Annotated in this window: 17 protein-coding genes; 6 read left to right on the forward strand and 11 right to left on the reverse strand. The window is 72.8% G+C overall.

Features of this window, described 5'->3' with window-relative positions:
- Nucleotides 1–748, forward strand: a 748-nt coding sequence (locus IEX22_RS14310; protein ID WP_188669082.1) for a PKD domain-containing protein, incomplete at its 5' end; no start/stop codon positions are given.
- Between the two features lie 305 nt (nt 749–1,053).
- On the opposite strand, the gene IEX22_RS14315 is transcribed toward IEX22_RS14310, so the two are convergent.
- Genes IEX22_RS14315 through IEX22_RS14330 form a run of 4 tightly spaced genes read right to left on the reverse strand, consistent with a single transcriptional unit; the run spans nt 1,054 to nt 6,156 of the window.
- On the reverse strand, nt 1,054–2,361 hold the full coding sequence (locus IEX22_RS14315; RefSeq protein WP_188669083.1) for a hypothetical protein: 1,308 nt from the start codon (nt 2,359–2,361) through the stop codon (nt 1,054–1,056).
- Nucleotides 2,358–3,698, reverse strand: coding sequence for a lipopolysaccharide biosynthesis protein (locus IEX22_RS14320; RefSeq protein WP_188669084.1), 1,341 nt, complete (start codon nt 3,696–3,698; stop codon nt 2,358–2,360). Before IEX22_RS14320 ends, IEX22_RS14315 begins: the two co-directional genes overlap by 4 nt.
- Before the next feature lie 20 nt (nt 3,699–3,718).
- Nucleotides 3,719–4,735: a glycosyltransferase family 2 protein gene (locus tag IEX22_RS14325; RefSeq protein ID WP_229660069.1), complete on the reverse strand. Its 1,017-nt coding sequence runs from the start codon at nt 4,733–4,735 to the stop codon at nt 3,719–3,721.
- Entirely contained in the window at nt 4,732–6,156 is a 1,425-nt protein-coding gene (locus tag IEX22_RS14330; RefSeq protein WP_188669085.1) for a tyrosine-protein kinase domain-containing protein, read from the reverse strand. The genes IEX22_RS14325 and IEX22_RS14330 overlap by 4 nt, the downstream gene beginning before the upstream one ends.
- Nucleotides 6,157–6,372: 216 nt before the next feature.
- Here IEX22_RS14330 and IEX22_RS14335 point away from each other — a divergent pair, with 216 nt between their 5' ends.
- Nucleotides 6,373–7,035: an arsenate reductase/protein-tyrosine-phosphatase family protein gene (locus tag IEX22_RS14335; protein WP_188669086.1), complete on the forward strand. Its 663-nt coding sequence runs from the start codon at nt 6,373–6,375 to the stop codon at nt 7,033–7,035.
- Between the two features lie 116 nt (nt 7,036–7,151).
- Entirely contained in the window at nt 7,152–7,601 is a 450-nt protein-coding gene (locus IEX22_RS14340; protein ID WP_188669087.1) for an FAD synthase family protein, read from the forward strand.
- A 24-nt stretch (nt 7,602–7,625) separates the two neighbouring features.
- On the opposite strand, the gene IEX22_RS14345 is transcribed toward IEX22_RS14340, so the two are convergent.
- Nucleotides 7,626–9,023, reverse strand: a complete 1,398-nt coding sequence (locus IEX22_RS14345) for a sugar nucleotide-binding protein (protein WP_229660070.1) — start codon at nt 9,021–9,023, stop codon at nt 7,626–7,628.
- Nucleotides 9,024–9,025: 2 nt separating this feature from the next.
- The gene (rfbB, locus tag IEX22_RS14350; protein ID WP_188669088.1) at nt 9,026–10,024 is read right to left on the reverse strand and encodes a dTDP-glucose 4,6-dehydratase; all 999 of its coding nucleotides are present in this window, start codon (nt 10,022–10,024) and stop codon (nt 9,026–9,028) included.
- 101 nt (nt 10,025–10,125) lie between these two features.
- Between rfbB and rfbA the strand changes: the two genes are divergently transcribed.
- Genes rfbA through IEX22_RS14365 form a run of 3 tightly spaced genes read left to right on the forward strand, consistent with a single transcriptional unit; the run spans nt 10,126 to nt 13,643 of the window.
- On the forward strand, nt 10,126–10,992 hold the full coding sequence (rfbA, locus tag IEX22_RS14355) for a glucose-1-phosphate thymidylyltransferase RfbA (protein ID WP_188669089.1): 867 nt from the start codon (nt 10,126–10,128) through the stop codon (nt 10,990–10,992).
- A 4-nt stretch (nt 10,993–10,996) separates the two neighbouring features.
- A complete protein-coding gene (locus tag IEX22_RS14360; protein WP_188669090.1) occupies nt 10,997–12,457 on the forward strand; it encodes a glycerophosphodiester phosphodiesterase in 1,461 nt (486 codons plus the stop codon).
- Nucleotides 12,450–13,643, forward strand: coding sequence for a glycosyltransferase family 4 protein (locus IEX22_RS14365; RefSeq protein WP_229660071.1), 1,194 nt, complete (start codon nt 12,450–12,452; stop codon nt 13,641–13,643). Before IEX22_RS14360 ends, IEX22_RS14365 begins: the two co-directional genes overlap by 8 nt.
- Here IEX22_RS14365 and IEX22_RS14370 read toward each other — a convergent pair.
- The 5 genes from IEX22_RS14370 to IEX22_RS14390 form a co-directional block, all read right to left on the reverse strand.
- Nucleotides 13,619–14,956 carry a UDP-glucose dehydrogenase family protein gene (locus IEX22_RS14370; RefSeq protein ID WP_188669091.1) on the reverse strand — a complete coding sequence of 446 codons (1,338 nt, stop codon included), beginning with the start codon at nt 14,954–14,956 and terminating at the stop codon, nt 13,619–13,621. The genes IEX22_RS14365 and IEX22_RS14370 overlap by 25 nt on opposite strands.
- Before the next feature lie 136 nt (nt 14,957–15,092).
- A complete protein-coding gene (locus tag IEX22_RS14375; RefSeq protein ID WP_188669092.1) occupies nt 15,093–15,566 on the reverse strand; it encodes a VanZ family protein in 474 nt (157 codons plus the stop codon).
- Nucleotides 15,567–15,626: 60 nt separating this feature from the next.
- Complete coding sequence (gene nhaA, locus IEX22_RS14380) at nt 15,627–16,943, reverse strand: Na+/H+ antiporter NhaA (RefSeq protein ID WP_188669093.1); 1,317 nt, start codon at nt 16,941–16,943, stop codon at nt 15,627–15,629.
- Nucleotides 16,944–17,131: 188 nt separating this feature from the next.
- The gene (locus IEX22_RS14385) at nt 17,132–17,392 is read right to left on the reverse strand and encodes a hypothetical protein (RefSeq protein ID WP_188669094.1); all 261 of its coding nucleotides are present in this window, start codon (nt 17,390–17,392) and stop codon (nt 17,132–17,134) included.
- A 2-nt stretch (nt 17,393–17,394) separates the two neighbouring features.
- Nucleotides 17,395–17,895, reverse strand: coding sequence for a DUF2505 domain-containing protein (locus tag IEX22_RS14390; protein ID WP_188669095.1), 501 nt, complete (start codon nt 17,893–17,895; stop codon nt 17,395–17,397).
- Nucleotides 17,896–18,091 lie beyond the last annotated feature (196 nt).

The following is an 18,091-nucleotide window of genomic DNA, read 5'->3' on the forward strand; positions in this document are numbered from 1 at the left end:
GACGGCGTCGGGTGCGACGGCGAGCCACCCGTACGCGTCGGCGGGGACCTACACGGTGAAGCTGACGGTGACGGACAACCGGGGTGGCACGGACAGCGTGACGAAGCAGGTGTCGGTGACGGCCCCGGCGGCGGAGACCATCGCCCAGGACCTGTTCGACCGCACCGTCACCGGCGGGTGGGGCACCGCGACCCTCGGGGGTCCGTGGACGCTCCAGGGCGGCAACGCGGCGTTCTCCGTCGCCGGCAGCGCCGGGCAGGTGTCGCTGAAGAAGGGCGACACCCGGACGTCCCGGCTGCAGTCGGTCTCGACCACCAGCGCCGAGATCACCGCGGAGATGTCGGCGGACCGCACGGGCGCCGGGTTCTCCTGGACGCTCATCGGCCGCCAGGTCAGCACCGACCTGTACTCCGCCCGGCTGAAGTTCGAGGCCAACGGCGTGGTCCGGTTGTACGTGCTGCGCGGCGAGACGGCACTGGCCAACTCCTTTGTGCTTCCCGGCGTTGTCTACGCCCCCGGGGACCGGCTGACGATCAAACTCCGCGTCACCGGCACCTCGCCGACGACGGTCAGCGCGAAGGCGTGGCGCAGCGGCACCACCGAGCCCGCCACCTGGCAGGTCTCGGGGACCGACAGCACCGCCACCCTGCAGCAGGCCGGCACGATCGGGCTGACGCAGTACCTCTCGACGGCGTCCACGACGGACACCGCCGCGACCCGGCTGCTCACCTACATCGTGACCCGGTGACACCGACGGTGCGGTAGGGCACGGACGAACGAGAGGGGCCGGCGGCCGCGAGAGCGGTCGCCGGCCCCTTCGCCGTGCCCGGCAGCCGTGCCCGGCAGCAGGTGCGAGCTCCCGTCGTCGTGCGGCGACCGGGGCGGTCCCGGCCGTCGGGCGCCGCTCGCGCGGTCCGGTGCGGGCTCTCCCGGCCGGTCGACGCCTCCCGGCAGGTCCACACCGACCGCTCCCGGCCGGTCGACGCCTTCCGGCAGGTCCGCACCGCTCCCGGCAGGTCCCGGCGGCCCGGTCAAGGCGTCGGTATGGGCGACTCAGCGGGTCAGATCGGCCGAGGGCGGTGCGGTCGCAGGCGTATCGGCGGGGTGGGTCGCGGCCCGGCGGTCGGAGCGCCGGTGCAGCGTCATCGCGACGGCGATCATCATGACCGCGATGCTGGTGAAGAAGAACGGACTGAACAGGGTGTCCCACACGGCCTGCAGCGCCAGGTAGAGGACGAGAGGGTTGGCCCGGTGCTCGGCGACCAGCTTGGCCGCACCCACCAGCACCACGACCGCCAGCACGACGATGAACACGGCGCCGAGGATGCCGAACCGGGTCCAGAAGTCGCCGAGAAGGGAGTGCACCTCGTAGCCGGCACCGAACATGTACCGCTCGACGTACCCGTTGTTCGGGTCGTAGTTCAGACTGTGCATCCCCGCCTTGGCGGCCTGCAGGTCCCCGCTGTTGACCAGGGTGCCGGAACCGTAGCCCCACGGGCTGCGCTCCAGCAGGGCGATCGACGCCCCGATCTCCGGGCGTCCGCCGGTCAGTACGGAACCGGAGCGTTCGATCTGCGCCTGGCTGCGCGCCTGCGACGCCTCACCGAGGAAACCCTCCAGGATGAACGCCTGCATCGCGAAGTACCCGGTGATGGCCACGACGAGGAAGAGCGCCAGGGTGCGCGTCGTCGTCGACCGCACGCGGAGCATCCGCTGCAGCATCTGCCAGCTGACCAGGGTGGCGGCGATGAGGATGATCGAGGCCGCCGACCGGGAATCGTTCAGGGCGGACACGACGGCCAGCAGCGCGAGCGCGATCAGCTGCACCACGCGGCCCCGCAGGTAGGCGGTCAGTGCGAGGACGAGGACGACGGTCGGCACCGAGAAGGTGAACTTCCACGGGTTGTCCGGGTCGACCCCCCGGAAACCGATCGAGAGCACCAGGCCGACCGCGTACCACAGGCAGGTCGCCCGGTCCCCGATGACGGTTCGGGACCACACGAGCATTCCCACCCCGGTGACCAGGCCGACCAGCAGCAGACTGTTGTTCCAGAGCAGACGCTCGTCCACGCGGTGATCGGCGGACATCAGCTGCGTGGTCACCACGCCGCTGGCGACGACGACGAGGCCGCTCACCCAGATCAGCGTCCCGGTCCGGAACCGGCGGACGGCGGGGATCCACGCCGGTGCCAGCAGCACGGCGAGCAGGAGGGGAACGGTCAGGCCGGCCATGAACGGGAACCTGCCGCCGACCGCGACACACGCCACGGCGGCCGCCACCTGCCCCACCCAGGCGAGCCGTCGTTCGGGGCGCAGCGGAACCGGGGCCACGGGGGAGCGCTCGGGCGCCGTCGACGTCATCGGGGCTCCTTCACCGGGTCCGGCTGATCCCGCTCGGCCGCCGGCCGGACCAGGAGCCGGTCCCGGTGCCGGTGGATGTAGAGCGCGAACGGCACGACCTGGAACACCACCACGGCGGTCGTGTTGGCCGCCAACGGGCCGGTCACGCCCCACAGCGGGGTGAGGACGAGGGCGAGCACGACGGTGGACGCCGCCATCAGCAGCACGGGGGCCACCTGGAACCGGATCCCGGGCCGGTCCATGATGAACATGCCGAGGGGATAGAGGGCGGCCTGCGCGACGATCATGGCCGAGAACCAGAGCAGCACGGGCAGCGGGATGGTCAGCCGGCCGTTGGTGATGAAGGAGAACAGCCAGGGGGAGACGACGATGATGACGGCGCAGATGACCGCCGTGACCGTCGCGAACACCAGGGCCAGGCCGTAGGGGCCGCGGACCGCCTCACCCCGGTGGCGTGCGCGGGCGAAGGCGGGCCACAGGGCCATGCCGCCGGCGCTGACGAGGCCGGACAGGGCGAAGAACACCTGTCCGGCGGCGGCGTACACGGCCACCTCGTTCACCGGCGCGTACTGGGCGAGGATGTACCGCTGCATCGTCATCGACAGCGGGGTCGCGAGCAGCTGCGCCAGCATCGGCCAGCCGACGTCCATCACGCGCACGCCCGGCACGGACCGGAACCGGAACACGTCCCGCACGGTGAACCGCAGCAGGGGGCTCGTCCGCCGCCACACCAGCGTGAAACCCGCGACCGCGATGAGCAGGGCGGCGACCATCGAGGACAGGGCCACGAACGGGTATCCGGGGCGCCCGGCGAAGCTCACCACGCACCAGACCAGCGCCAGGTTGATCGGCCCCTGGAACAGCTGCACCAGGATGATGACGTGGTTCTTCCCCAGGCCGAGCAGGATGCGCTGCCAGATGCCCAGCGGGATGTACGCGCAGAAGATGCACAGCGCGAGGAACGCGCACTCGGGCGCCCCGGGGATGCGCCCGGCGTCCCCGAGGATCGACCCCCAGGCACCCGAGACCAGCAGCCCGACGTCGACCAGCAGGCCCACGGCCGCGAAGCAGAGCATGATTCGGCCGACCGACGTGACCAGGATCCGCACGTCCCCGTCGTGGCGGACGTCGTCGCTCGTCGCGGTCGCGTTGACCACCACCGCGCCGGCGCCGAGGTCGCTGAAGGAGATGAGACTGGGCAGAGCCGTGATCAGCGTGTAGAGGGCGTAGTACTCGACACCCGCGTCACCGAGGATGACGCGGGCGGTCAGCACCCCGCAGACCAGCGCGATGGCCAGGGAGCAGCCGCGGGCGACCACCGACAGCGTGACCGTCACGACGGACGCCGATCCATCGGTCAGTCCACCGGCTCGGTGACGGGCGCCTCGGCCGCGCCGGCAGCCGGGGCGGCCGCACCGGGTCCGGCGACGCCACGGGCCGGGCGCGACGGCACCAGCGAACGGAGCACGAGCGCGGCACCGGCGACGGTGCCCCGCACCACCGCCGAGACCGGGGTCCGTGGTCGCAGCAGCTGCCGGCGGCCACCCTGCAGGAGGAGGTCCCGAGCGGCCCACGGCGCGAGGGCGAGCCAGCGCAGCCGGGCGCCGGGGGAGAGGTGGTCGGTCGCGTACCGCAGCCGGTTCAGCGCGTTCCAGTAGTAGTAGGTCGCCGACTTGCCGACCTGACCGTCGTCGCGGTGCGTGCCGCCCTCGTCGTGCAGCGCCTCCGCGGCCTCGACGACGGCGAGCGCGCCACCGGCCGCGACCACGCGGTGGGAGAGGTCGACGTCCTCCCAGTACAGGAAGTAGTCGTCACGGAAGCCGCCGACCGCGTCCCACAGCGACGCACCGATCAGCAGGCACGCACCCGAGAGCCACTCCCGGACCGGTCCGCGGTCGGTGCGGCGGCGACGGCGGGAGCGCATCAGCCCGCTGCGCAGGTAGAGGTCGGAGCCCGCGAACCAGGTCGTGCCGTCGGGCCGCCGCACGAGCGGGGAGACCAGCAGCATCGGCCGGCGGTGCACGGCGGCTCGGAGCAGCTCGACGTCCGCCCCCCGGATGGTCGCGTCGGGGTTGAGCAGCAGGAACTCGGTGGCGCCCGCGGCACGCGCCGCCGCCACGCCGACGTTCATCCCCGAGCCGAACCCGAGATTCGTCTCGGGGTAGACGCCCACCCAGCCCTGCCGGTCGACCAGGCCGCGCACCGCGTCGCGCTCGCGTTGCGTCGTCGGGTTGTCGACGACCACGACGACCGCGTCCGGGCACTGGTCGGCGACCACGCGCAGGTTGCGGTCCAGGAGGGCGGAGGACCCGTAGTTGACGACGACGACGGCCAGGCGCGGTGCGGACCGCTCGCCGGTGCCGACGTCCGTCACCGGCGTGCGGCGGTGCTGCCGCTGGCCACCACCGCGGGCGGCGTGGCCCGGTGGCGCTGCTGCTGCGGACCGACCTCGGTCGCCGGACGCCGGCGGGGAGTGCCGGTGTCCTGCACGTAGTACGCGCCGCGCTTGCGCACGCGCACCCGGTTCAGGGCGACACCGAGCACGCGGGCGTGGATGGTGTTGAGAGACTCGAGCGCCGACCGCAGCTGCGGCCGGCGAGTGTGGCCGCTGCGGATCACGACGATCGTGCCGTCGGCGAGCTTGGACAGCGGCAGGGTGTCCGTCACCGGCAGCAGGGGCGCCGTGTCCATCACGACGATGTCGTACCGTGCTCCCAGCTCGGCGATGAGGCTCTCGGCCGCGGCCGAGTTGAGCAGCTGGTTCGGGTTCGGGGGCACCGGACCCGCGGGGAGGACGTCGATCTTGCCGAGGTGGACGACGGCCTGGTCCAGCGTGGCCTGACCGATCAGCATGCTGGACAGGCCCCGGCCCGCGTCGATCTGCAACCGGCCGGCCAGACCGGGGCGCCGGAGGTCGGCGTCGACCAGCAGCACGCTCACCCCCGATTCGGCGATGGCGAGGGCCAGACCGAGGGCGGTGGTGGTCTTGCCCTCCCCGGCGGACGGCGACGTGACGACCAGCGTCCGCAGACTGCCGTCGACCTCCATGAACTCCAGGTTGGTGCGCAGCAGGCGGTACGACTCGGCCGCGCTGGACTGCGGGTCGGTGAGCATCACGGACGACACGGCCCGCCGCGTCGACAGTCGCGCCAGGTTCGCGAGCACCGGGGTGTCCGCCACCCGCGCGATGTCGGCGTCGTGCTGGATCCGGGTGTCCAGGACCTCCCGCGCCACCGCGTACAGCAGGGCGAGCCCGGCGCCCAGCGCCATGCCGATCAGGACGTAGAGGCGGCTGTCCGGGGCGAACGGCGACCGTGGCGCCTCCGCCGGCGAGATCTTGTTCAGCACCACGGAGGCCTCGTTCTTGGGGCCCAGCGGGGCCAACCGCTCGACCTCCCGCGCGAGGGAATCGCTCACCGCGTTCGACAGGCGGGCCGCCTGGTCGGCGGTGCCACTGACCGCGGACACCTCGATCACGACGGTGTTCAACGGCACGTTGACCTCGATCTGCCGGCCGAGCGCCGCGGCGGAGCTGTCCAGGCCGAGCTGGGCGCGAACCGGGTCGAGCACCACCGGCGCCGTTGCCAGCTCCGCGTAGGACAGCACCTGGTCCTGGGAGAAGGTGGACCCCTGCACCAGTTCCTGCACCGACTGGCCGCGCTGGGTCGAGACGAACAGCTTGCTCGTGGCGCGGAACGAGTCCGGCGTCGCCATCGCCATCAACCCCGCCACGAAACCACCCAGCAGCATCAGCAGGACGACCGGCACCCAGTACCGTTTGATCAGACGTGTCACATCGCTGGATTCCACAAGGAATCACCCCCCTTATCACCCATATCCCCGTGTATAGAGTAGCGTCAAGCGTCGGCTCTGGGTCGTCCCGGCGGAAATCGACGACGATCACGGCGACATCACGCCAGCCGACCAGCGCTGGGGACGGCCGGAGGAGGAGGCGTCGGTGTCGATTCCACGCACAGTGGCGGTGGCGCCCCGGGGCGGGACGAGTCACCCATGAATGCCCTCCTGATCGTCTGCTCCGCGAACGTGTGCCGCTCCCGCTACGCCGAGCAACTCGTGCGCGACCAGGCGCCGTCCGACTGGTCGGTCTCCAGCGCCGGGACCCACGCCGCCGACGGATCGGCCCGTTGCGCGCTCGTCGACCGCCGGCTCGGGGGCGGTCACTCCGGCGCGAGTAGCGACGGCTCCGCGCGGCCCCTCACCCTCGAAAGCATCGAGGCCGCGCAACTCGTCCTCACCGCGGAGCGCGCGCATCGCACGGCCGTGCTGCAGGTCCTGCCCGAGGCGCGCAGCCGCACGTTCACGCTGCGCGAGTTCGTGCTCCTGGTCGATCAGTTCGGGCTGGACGAGCAGGCGGACTCGCCGTCGAGCCTGGCCGCGGCGCTCGAGTCACTCGACCACGCGCGCCCCTGGCTGGACCTCACCGACGCCGGCGGACCCGGCTGGCTGCGGCGGACACGACGGCCGGACCCCGGGCTGCTGGACGTCCGGGACGGTCACCTCGCCGACGCGTGGGCGCACCGGCGCAGCCTGCGTCAGATCGAGGACGCCGCGGCCCGGACGGTGACCGTCCTGCGCACGTGGTCCGCGGCGCACGTGCCGGGGGACACGGACGACGGCGGGACCGGGAGACGGGCACCCGATCCCCGTCCGTGACGCCGCCGGCCGATCGGTGGCACAATGGCGCGCAGGGACGAGCCGCCGGGAGCCACGGCGGCCACCGGTTCGCGGCGTGGGGGCTGCGCGGGCACTGAGTCGGTAGGGGGACAACCATGGCCATGCGTGTGGGCTACGCGGCGGGCGCTTTCGACCTGTTCCACGTGGGACACCTGAACATCCTGCGCCAGGCGCGCAGCCGGTGCGATCACCTGATCGCCGGCGTCGTCTCGGACGAGATGCTGGAGCTCACCAAGGGCCGCCGGCCGGTGGTGCCGCTGGCGGAACGGCTGGAGATTGTCGAGCACATCCGGTACGTGGACCAGGTCCACGCCGAGGTGGTCCCGGACAAGCTGGACACGTGGCGCGAGCTGCGGTTCACCCACTTCTTCAAGGGCGACGACTGGCGGGGAACCGAACGGGGGCTGCTGCTGGAACGGGAGTTCGCCGCCGTCGGGGTCGAGGTCGTCTACTTCCCGTACACCCTGCACACCTCGAGCACCAAGCTGCGAGCCGCGCTGGACCTGCTCTCCGCGCCGGTCGTCGCCCGCGACGTCGAGGCCTGACCCGGGCACCCGCCCGGCGGCCGTTCAGGCCGGCAGCGCCGCCACGTACGCGGCGAGCCCGGCGTCCATCGGGCGCGGCGTGAAGCCGGTGGCCTGCATCCGCGCGGTGGCCAGCGTGCTGTGCACCGGCCGCGGCGCGGCCGACCGGCCCGCCAGGTAGTGCGCGGTGGAGACCGGGGTGACGGCCGCCGGATCGGCGCCGCACAGCCGGTACACCTCGGCGGCGATCTCCGCCCAGGAACGCGCCGGGCCGGTTCCCGTCAGGTGATACGTGCCGTACGGGGCGCCGGTGCCGAGCAGGTGCGCGACGCCGGCAGCGATGTCGTCGGCGAACGAGAGCCGGCCGACCTGGTCGTCGACGACCTCCGGTCGCACCCCGCGTCGGGCGAGCGAGGCCATGGTGCGCACGAAGTTCGGTCCGTCCCCGACCACCCAGCTGGTGCGGACGACGTAGTGGCGGGGGGCCGTCGCCGCCGCCAGGTCACCGGCGGCCTTGGACTGCCCATACACCCCCAGCGGGCTGAGCGGTTCGTCCTCGTCGTGCTCGGGCACCGCGCCGTCGAACACGTAGTCCGAGGAGATCTGCACGAGCGTGAGCTGGCGCCGGGCCGCGAGCCGGGCCAGGGCCGCGACCGCGGTCGCGTTCACCGCCCACGCCGCCTGGCGTCCCTCCTCCGTCTCGGCCGCGTCGACGGCGGTGTACGCGGCGGCGTTGACGATGGCGCCCACGCCGTCCACGTCCAGGGCCGCGATCGCGGCCGGGTCGGTGAGGTCGAGGTCCGCCCGGCCCAGGAAGCGCGCGGCCGGCAGCACGGCGCGCAGGGCGCGGCCGACCTGCCCGCCGGCGCCGAGCACGATGGTCCCACGCCCGGCCATCGGGGCGACGTCGGCCAGCCGCGGATGGCTGCGGTCCGCGGCCGACACCTCGGCGTCGGCCAGGTCGATCGGCCACGCGATGCCCGCGGTCTCGTCGGCGAGGTTGAGATACGTGTACCTGGCCTGCGCGGCGGCGCTCCAGTGGTCGTTGACCAGGTAGGCGTAGGCCGTGTCCGGTTCCAGGGTCTGGAAGGCGTTGCCCACACCGCGCGGCACGAAGACGGCCGTCTCCGGCCCCACCTCCGCGGTGACCACCCGGCCGAAGCCCGGTCCCTCCCGCAGATCCACCCACGCCCCGAAGATCCGCCCGCTGGCCACCGACACGAACTTGTCCCACGGCTCGGCGTGGATGCCGCGGGTGGTGCCGGGCCGGGTGTTGAAGGAGATGTTGTTCTGCACCGGGGTGAAGTCACCCAGTCCCAGGGGCGCCATCTTCTCCCGCTGCCAGTTCTCCTTGAACCAGCCGCGAGCGTCGGCGTGAACGGGCAACGCCACGAGGAGCAGTCCGTCGATCGCGGTCTGCTCCACCTGCGGGCCGGGACTCACCGTCACTGCCCCTTCGCCGCGTACGCCGCCTCGGTGGCCTCCTTGACGGGCCGCCAGAATCCCTCGTGGGCCCGGTACCAGGCGATCGTGTCGGCGAGACCGGCCTCGAAGTCGCCGAACCGGGGCCGCCAGCCGAGTTCCTCCCGCAACCGGGTCGCGTCGATCGCGTATCGCCGGTCGTGCCCGGCGCGGTCGGTGACGTGGTCGTAGTCGTCCGCGTCCCGTCCCATCAGGCGCAGGATCATGGCCAGCACGTCGCGGTTGCTGCGCTCGTTGTCCGCACCGATCAGGTAGGTCTCGCCGATCGTGCCGCGATCCAGGACGGCGAGCACCCCGGAGGAGTGGTCGTCGGCGTGGATCCAGTCCCGCACATGTCGCCCGTCGCCGTACAGCCGGGCCCGCGAGCCGGACAGCAGATTGGTGATCTGGCGGGGGATGAACTTCTCCACGTGCTGCCACGGCCCGTAGTTGTTCGAGCAGTTGCTGATCGTCGCCCGGACGCCGAACGAGCGCACCCACGCCCGCACCAGCAGGTCCGAACCCGCCTTCGTCGACGAGTAGGGGCTCGACGGGTTGTAGGGGGTGGACTCGGTGAACCGGGCCGGGTCCTCCAGCTCGAGGTCACCGAACACCTCGTCCGTGGAGATGTGGTGGAACCGCACGTCGTGGCGGCGCACGGCCTCGAGCAACGTGAACGTGCCGATCACGTTCGTCTGCACGAACGGGGCCGGGGAGGCCAACGAGTTGTCGTTGTGCGTCTCCGCGGCGAAGTGCACCACCGCGTCGTGCCGCCGCACGAGCGGGTCGACCGTGGCCGCGTCGGCGATGTCCCCCCTGACCACCGTGACCCGCGCCGGATCCAGGTCCGTCAGCGCGTCCTCACTCGCGGCGTAGGTGAAACTGTCGAGCACGGTGACGACGTTGTCGGTGTGGGCGAGGACGTGACGGACGAAGTTGGAGCCGATGAACCCGGCACCCCCCGTCACCAGCAGCTGGCGCATGGTCCATAACTTAGTAGAGTTGGCGATCAATGGGCGCAGACCGCCGTGGGGACGGCGGGTCGATCGGGTCGAGCGCCCATCCGAACAGGGGGAAATGACGCATGCGGGGGATTCTTCTCGCCGGAGGCACGGGGTCGCGGCTGCACCCCATCACGCTCGGCACGTCCAAACAACTGGTACCCGTCTACGACAAGCCGATGGTGTACTACCCGCTCTCGACGCTGATGCTGGCGGGCATCCAGGACATCCTCGTCATCACCACCCCGCACGACGCGGAGCAGTTCCACCGCCTCCTCGGCGACGGCTCCCGGTTCGGGGTGAACTTCACGTACGTGACGCAGCCGAGCCCGGACGGGCTGGCGCAGGCCTTCGTGCTCGGGGCGGACCACATCGGCTCCGACACGGTGGCCCTCGTGCTCGGGGACAACATCTTCTACGGCCCCCGGATGGGCCAACAGCTGCGCCGGTTCGCCGACGTCGACGGCGCCGCCGTCTTCGGCTACTGGGTGGCCGACCCGGGCGCGTACGGCGTCATCGAGTTCGACGGCGACGGCCGCGCGGTCTCCCTCGAGGAGAAGCCGGCCGCACCGAAGAGCAACTACGCGGTGCCCGGCCTGTACTTCTACGACAACGACGTCATCGAGATCGCGCGGCAGCTGACGCCCTCGCCCCGCGGCGAGCTCGAGATCACCGACGTCAACCTCGCCTACCTGCGCGCCGGCAAGCTGCAGGTGGAGATCCTGCCGCGCGGCACAGCCTGGCTGGACACCGGGACGTTCGACTCGCTGCTGGACGCCTCCGACTTCATCCGCACGGTGCAGAAGCGGCAGGGGCTGTCCATCGGCTGCCCCGAGGAGATCGCCTGGCGGCGCGGCTTCATCGACGACGACGGCCTGCGCGAACGCGCCGAACCGCTGGTCAAGAGCGGGTACGGACGGTACCTGCTCAACCTGCTGGACCAGAGGTGACCCCGTGAGCGCTCCGATCGGCGCGTCACCGGGCGGGCCCTCCCGCCGGATGCTGCTCGGCTCCATGGGTGCGGTACTGCTCCTCGGGGCGTGCAGCTCGCCGACCCCGCGGGCGACGCCGGCGACGAGCACCGTGGCTGCGCCCTACACGGTCGATCGGCTGCTGGAGCAGTCGCCCTTCCTGATCGCCCACCGCGGCAGCGGCGACACCTGGACCGAGCACACCATGGACGCGTACCGGCACGCGGTGGACGCCGGCGCGATGGCGCTGGAGATCTCCGTCCACGCGACCAAGGACGGCGTGCTCGTCTGCCACCACGACGGCAACACGAAGCGGATGACCGGCACCGATCTGGACATCGCGACGACCACGTGGGCGGAGTTGTCGACCCTGCCCAACAACGCCCGGGCCTGGCTCGGGCCGGCGGCCGCCCTCCAGCCGATCCCGCGGCTGGCGGACGTCCTCGACGCCTTCATCGACTCGCACGTCCTGTTCGTGGAGGACAAGAGCGGCAAGAACCCCCAGCGGGTGCTCGACCTGATCTTCTCCCATCCGAACGCCCGCGACCACGTGGTGTGGAAACAGCACGCCGGTGCCCCCAACCTCGCGCAGGCGACCAAGCGAGGGCTGCGCAGCTGGGGGTACTTCACGACGGACGAACTGGACGTGTTCGACCAGTATCAGGGCCGGTTCGACCTGATCGGCATGATCGTCCAGGCCGACGACCGGGCGTTCCAGCGGGCGGTCGCCACCGGCAAGCCCGTCATCGCCTGGGAGGTGCACCGCCGGAGCGAACGCGAACGCCTGCAGAAGCTGGGCGTGCAGGGGCTGATGTGCTCCAACTACCCATACGTCGCGCGGGCCCTCCCGCCGGCCACCCAGGACGCGTTCGCCACCGGGCTGCGCACCGCCGGTGACCTCCCCCAGGAGGTCGGCGGGGACTGGGCCACCCAGCCGCAGCTGCTGCCGCGGGACCGCGCGTGCCGGTTCGCCCAGAAGGCGCCGTCGAGCTACGTGCTCGGATCCATGGCCCTGGACGACCAGCCGATCTACTCGATCCACTTCCAGCTGCGGTGGCCCACGACGAAGCCGGCCGCCCGCGATCACGCCGGCGTCGCGTTCGGCCAGGACACGGACGAACCGTACCGGCCCCTCGAGGTGTCCGCGGCGTCGGGATACCACGTGCTGTTCCGGGCCAACGGGGAGGGCGGTCTCTACCGCCGCGCCGCCGGTGTCCGGTCGGGGGAGCTGCTCGGCGACTTCCGCAGCCCGGCACCGAAGCCGGGGGAGTGGGTGTCGTTCGTCATCCAGGTCACGCGGACCACCGTCGTGTTCCGCCGGCTCGGCGACGACGCGTGGTCGGCCGGGGCACGGGACGAGACCTACCGCGGCGACTACCTCTCGCTGTTCAAGAACTACTCGGGCACCGTCCCGGTGGACTTCCGGGACATCCGCGTTGACTGAGCGGCCGGAGGAGCGCCGCTCGCGGCCGCGACGGGTGCTCGTCGTGCACCCGTCCCCGGACCTCTACGGCTCGGACCGGATGCTGCTCGAGTCGGTCGCCGCGTTCGACGCGGCCGGTTGGGACGTCGACGTCGTGCTGCCGGGCGACGGTCCGCTGGTGGCGGAGCTCGCCGTCTACCGCTGCCGCATCGCCTGGGCGCCGATGGTCGTGCTGCGGAAGGCATTCCTGCGGCCGGCGGGGCTCGTGCGCCTGGCCGTGCAGAGCGCCCGGTCGGTGCTGCCCACGCTGCGGCTGATCGCCTCGTCCGACCCCGACCTCGTCTACGTCAACACCCTCACCATCCCAGGGTGGCTGCTCGCCGGGCGGGTGGCCGGGCGCCGGGTGCTCGCCCACGTGCACGAGGCGGAGTCGGAGGTGCCCCGCACCGTGGCCGTGGGCCTCGCCGCCCCGCTGCTGGCCGCCCACCGCGTGGTGGTCAACTCGAAGGCGACGGGCGCCGTCCTCGCCGCGGCGATCCCCGCGCTGGGACGGCGCACCGACCTCGTGCACAACGGCGTGGCCGGGCCGGAGCACCCCGCACCGCCGCGGGAACGGCTGGACGGCGAGGTCCGCCTGGTGGTGGTCGGCCGGCTCTCCCCACGCAAGGGCACCGACGTCGCCGTCGACGCGCTCGCCCGCCTGCGGGAGCAGGGCGTGCCGGCGACCCTGACCCTGGTCGGGGCCGTGTTCCCCGGCTACGAGTGGTTCGAGCAGCAGCTGCGCGACCAGGTGCACCGGCGGGGCCTGGACGCGGTCGTCACCTTCACCGGATTCGTCCCCGATCCCTCGGAAGCGCTCGCCGGGGCCGACATCGCGCTCGTCCCGTCCCGGGTCGAGCCGTTCGGCAACACAGCGATCGAGGCGCAGCTGGCGCTGCGGCCGGTAATCGTCAGCGCCACCCAGGGGCTGGTGGAGACCGTCGACGACGGCCGCTGGGGCTCACTCGCCGCGCCCGGCGACGCCGAGGACCTGGCGGCCCGCATCCGGGAGCTGGTCGACGCGTGGCCGGCCGCGCTCGAGCGGGCGCGGTCCGCCCGCGAGCACGCGGTGGCCGCCTTCTCTCCGCGGCAGTTCCGGCGGGCCCTGCTCGCCGTAGCGGACGGGGTGGCCGCCCCGCCGCGTCAGGGGCGGCCGAGCGCCCGGTAGGTCCAGCCGGCGGCGCGCCAGGTCGCCGGGGTGAGCACGTTGCGTCCGTCGAGGATGCGACGGGTGCGCACCAGCGCCCCGGTCGCCTCCGGGTCCAGCCCGGTGAACTGCGTCCACTCGGTCAGCAGCAGCACGGCGTCCGCGCCGGTCAGGGCCGTCTCCAGGTCCTCCTCGTACTGCAGGTCCGGGAACCGGTGCTCGGCGTTGGCCAGCGCCTTCGGGTCGGTGACGACGACGTTGCCGCCCTGCAGCTGGATCTGCGCGGCGACGTTGAGGGCGGGGGAGTCCCGCACGTCGTCGCTCTCGGGTTTGAACGCGGCGCCGAGCACGGCGATCTTCTGGCCCAGGAACGAGCCGTCGCACACCTCGCGGGCCAGCTCGACCATCCGGATCCGGCGGCGCATGTTGATCGCGTCGACCTCCCGCAGGAACGTCAGGGCCTGGTCCGCGCCCAGCTCCCCGGCCCGCGCCATGAACGCGCGGATGTCCTTGGGCAGGCAGCCGCCGCCGAAGCCGAGCCCGGCGTTGAGGAACTTCCGGCCGATCCGGTCGTCGAGGCCGATGGCGTCGGCCAGCTCGGTGACGTCGGCTCCCGCGGCCTCGCACAGCTCCGCCATCGCGTTGATGAAGGAGATCTTCGTGGCCAGGAACGAGTTGGCGGCCGTCTTGACCAGCTCGGCGGTCGGGTAGTCGGTGATCAGCCGGGCGGAGCCGCCGGCCAGCGGTGCGGCGTAGATCTCGTCGAGAACGGCCGCGGTGGCGTCCCGGTCGGGGTCGTCGGGGATCCCGTACACGAGGCGGTCCGGGTGGAGGGTGTCGGTGACGGCGTGGCCCTCCCGCAGGAACTCCGGGTTCCACACCAGGCGCGCCTCCGGCGCGGTGCGGTGCAGGTCCTCGGCCAGGCGCCGCGCGGTGCCGACCGGCACCGTCGACTTGCCGATGATCAGATCGCCGGGCGCCAGGTGCGCGGCGGCGGAGGCGAAGGCGGCGTCGACGTAGCGCAGATCCGCGGCGTTCTCGCCGCGTCGCTGCGGGGTGCCGACGCAGACGAAGTGCGCGCGAGCCCCCGCGATCTGGCCGAGGTCGGTGGTGAAGCGCAGGCTGCCGGACGTGGCGCCGCCGGAGGTTCCGCCGGCCTGGATGTCGGCGAGCAACTCGTTCAGGCCCGGTTCGTAGAACGGCGCCGCCGCGGACTGCAGGGCGGCGACCTTGCCCTCGTCGACGTCCACGCCCACCACGTCATGGCCGAGGCCGGCCATGCACGCCGCATGCACCGCCCCGAGATAGCCGCACCCGATCACCGAGATCCTCACGCCACCACGCCTTCCGCCGTCCGACCTGCCGCGGCCAGCTTAGGGCGGTTCCGCTGGCCTGCCGGAACGGACGCCGAACCCGCGGCGACGGACGGATGAACGGCTCGGTGCGTGGGGTTCGGGGGGTGGATCCCCGTCAGCCCACGGGGTCGAGCGCCGACCGGCGTCGTGCCAGCAGCCCGACGGCGAAGGCGGCGATCGCCACGCCGATGGTCGTGCCGAGCGTGTTCGCGGCCACGTCGGCGACCGACGCGACCCGACCCGGCAGGAACACCGCCTGCGCCGTCTCGATCGCGACGGACGCGGCCGTGCCGAGCACCACCGCCCACCACCGGGCGCGGCCGGGCAGCAGGAGTGCCAGCAGCAGGCCGGCGGGGACGAAGAGGACGACGTTGGCGGCCCACTCCACGGCGGCGTAGTCCGCCCAGGCCAGGCCGGCGTCACGCAGTCGCGCCGCGATGACCTGCAGCGTGTCGTCGACGCCGGGGTCCGTCCGCCCGGGCCGCAGGGTGAGGACGAGGACCAGCACGGCGTAGCCGATCGCGAGCACGGCGGCCACAGCGAGGCGCACCGCCCGCCGCGGCGTTCCTGCCCGGTGGGGTCGGCTCATGCGCTTCAGGATAGTCACGCGTCCCCGTCCGGCGGCCCGCGTCGTGCCCGGCCGTCCCGCTCAACCGACCCGGTGGACGGCGCGGCGGCGATGGTGCCGATTGCGGACCCGCAGGATCACCGCGGCGAGGACCGCGGCGATCAGCGAACCGGTGAGGATGGCGACCTTCGCATGGTCGTGGTGCGGGCTGGCCGTGGCGAAGCTCAGCTCGGCGACCAGCAGCGAGACGGTGAACCCGATCCCGCCGAGGACGGCGATGCCGGTCAGGTCCGCCCAGCCGACCGACGGGTCGAGGCGAGCGCGGGTGGTGCGCGTGAGCAGGGCGGTGGTCCCGAGGATGCCGACGGTCTTGCCGGCGACCAGGCCCACGGTGATGCCGACCGCCACCGGGTCCGCTGCCGTGGCGCGGATGCCCTCCCACCCGCCGAGGGCCACCCCGGCGGAGAAGAACGCGAACAGCGGGACGGCCACGACGGTGGAGAGGGGACGGAGCCGGTGCTCGAAGGTCTCGGCCAGGCCCTCCTGGACGGCAGTCCGGGGAGCACCATGGGTCTCCGGCGTGCGGGTGCGGACCCGGACCGGCACGGTCAGGCCGAGCAGGACACCGGCGATGGTGGCGTGCACCCCGGACGCGTGAACGCAGAACCACGTGACCAGCGCCAGCGGCAGCAGGAGCAGGACGGCGGCGCCGGGCCGGTGCCGAAACAGCCGTTCGCGCCGCTGCGCGATCACCGCGAACAGCGCGAGCGGGACGATGGAGGCGAGCAGGTAGCCCGGCTGCAGGTCGTCGGTGTAGACGAGCGCGATGATGACGATGGCGATCAGATCGTCGACGACGGCGAGCGTGAGCAGGAAGGTGCGCAGCGCCGACGGCAGGTGCGAGCCGATGACGGCGAGCACGGCCAGGGCGAAGGCGATGTCGGTGGCCGTCGGGATCGCCCAGCCGCGCAGCGCCTCGGGGCCGGCGGAGGCGTTGACGAGCACGTAGATCAGGGCCGGCACGGCGACGCCGCCGAACGCCGCCGCGACCGGCACGACCGCCCTCGACACGTCCCGCAGGTCCCCGACGACGAACTCCTTCTTCAGTTCGAGACCGACGAGGAAGAAGAAGATCGCGAGCAGCCCGTCCGCGGCCCACTCGCCCACGGTCAGATCCAGGTGCAGGGCCTCGAGGGACAGATGGGCGTCCCGCAGCGTCGTGTAGCCGGCGGCCCACGGGGAGTTGGCCCACAGCAGGGCGAGCGCGGTGGCGACCAGCAGCAGCATCCCGCCGACGGTCTCCCGGCGGAGGATCTCACCGATCCGGCGGTCCTCGCGGCGGCTGCCGCGACCGAGGATCGTGCGGAGGGTGGTGGGGGTGGCGGGCGTGCGGCTCACGGGCGGCTCCGACGGTCGTGCGCCGGTTCGGCGCGCAGGACAGGACGACGCCGACCAGACTTCCCGGCACACCAGCGGTCGAGTCTACCCGGTCCCCGGGGGGTGGGCGACGGGGACCCCCGGGAGTGCGGTGGCCGGCCCCGTGGCTCCGTGCCGGGTCGGTGCCGGGCGCGTCGGTGCCGGCGGGATCAACCGAGGGAGCGGAAGCCGATCACCAGGGTGGCCAGGCCGAGCGTCATCGAGATCGCGACGACGAGCAGGGACGACGCCGACGCGGGGGCGGCCGGGCGGGCGGCTGTCGCCGTCCCGGTCTCGTCGTCGGCCGGGGCCGTCCGAGCCGGCGTCGTCCGGACCGCGCGCAGGGCGCGGAATCCCGTGAAGCCCCAGGTGACCAACGACCACAGCCCGGCGATGATGAGGATGACGGCCAGCGGGGTGGGCAACGACATGCTCAGTGCTCCCGGAGCCAGCGGGCGACGGCGTCGGCCTGCAGCTGCACGGCCTTCGCGATGGCCGGCTGCGCCAGCGCGGCGATGCGGCCGCCGAGGAACGGGATCGACGAGGTGACCTCGCCGGTGATGGTCAGCGTGGTCGTGTTCTCGCCGGCGGGCGCGAGGGTCTCGGTCCCGCTCACCCGCAGCGGCAGGCTGCCGAAGCCGATCGCCACGTCGGCGGTGCGGCGGCCGTCCGCGGCCGGGGCCTGCCACCGCTCTTCCTGGGTGAGCAGCAGCCGGCCGCGGACCATCGTCCGGGCGATGTCGGGGATCTTCTCCTCGGACACCGCGCGGGTGATGACGACCGTGAACGCGCCCGCGCTCTCGCCGTCGAGCCGGAAGTCCTCGAGGCTGCCGCCGGCGGCGTTGCCGGCGTACTCCTGGAACCCCCGGTCGGCGAAGGCGGCCACGACGGTCTCGACCGGGGCATCGATGGTGGCGGTCGCGGTCAGGCTCATGCGGCGGTCCTTCGTCGGGTGCTGGGGTGGGTGCTGGGGTGGGTGCTGGGGTGGGTGCCGGTCACGCCCGGCTCGCTCTCCCATCCTAGGGGGAGGCGGGACGGCGCCGCCGACGGCGGCGGTGTCGGAGCTCCGACCGGAGGCTTCACCCGCAGCGGACAGGGCTGCTCGTCCCGGCGTCGGGGGCGGGGGCGTT

Source organism: Tersicoccus solisilvae (assembly GCF_014643255.1).
Taxonomy (GTDB): domain Bacteria; phylum Actinomycetota; class Actinomycetes; order Actinomycetales; family Micrococcaceae; genus Tersicoccus; species Tersicoccus solisilvae.

Excerpts from the sequence above, each read along its gene's own strand:
- IEX22_RS14315 (WP_188669083.1), bottom strand. The coding sequence starts at position 2,361 with ATGACGTCGACGGCGCCCGAGCGCTCCCCCGTGGCCCCGGTTCCGCTG.
- IEX22_RS14335 (WP_188669086.1), top strand. The coding sequence starts at position 6,373 with ATGAATGCCCTCCTGATCGTCTGCTCCGCGAACGTGTGCCGCTCCCGC.
- IEX22_RS14340 (WP_188669087.1), top strand. The coding sequence starts at position 7,152 with ATGGCCATGCGTGTGGGCTACGCGGCGGGCGCTTTCGACCTGTTCCAC.
- rfbB (WP_188669088.1), bottom strand. The coding sequence starts at position 10,024 with ATGCGCCAGCTGCTGGTGACGGGGGGTGCCGGGTTCATCGGCTCCAAC.
- rfbA (WP_188669089.1), top strand. The coding sequence starts at position 10,126 with ATGCGGGGGATTCTTCTCGCCGGAGGCACGGGGTCGCGGCTGCACCCC.
- IEX22_RS14375 (WP_188669092.1), bottom strand. The coding sequence starts at position 15,566 with ATGAGCCGACCCCACCGGGCAGGAACGCCGCGGCGGGCGGTGCGCCTC.
- IEX22_RS14385 (WP_188669094.1), bottom strand. The coding sequence starts at position 17,392 with ATGTCGTTGCCCACCCCGCTGGCCGTCATCCTCATCATCGCCGGGCTG.
- IEX22_RS14390 (WP_188669095.1), bottom strand. The coding sequence starts at position 17,895 with ATGAGCCTGACCGCGACCGCCACCATCGATGCCCCGGTCGAGACCGTC.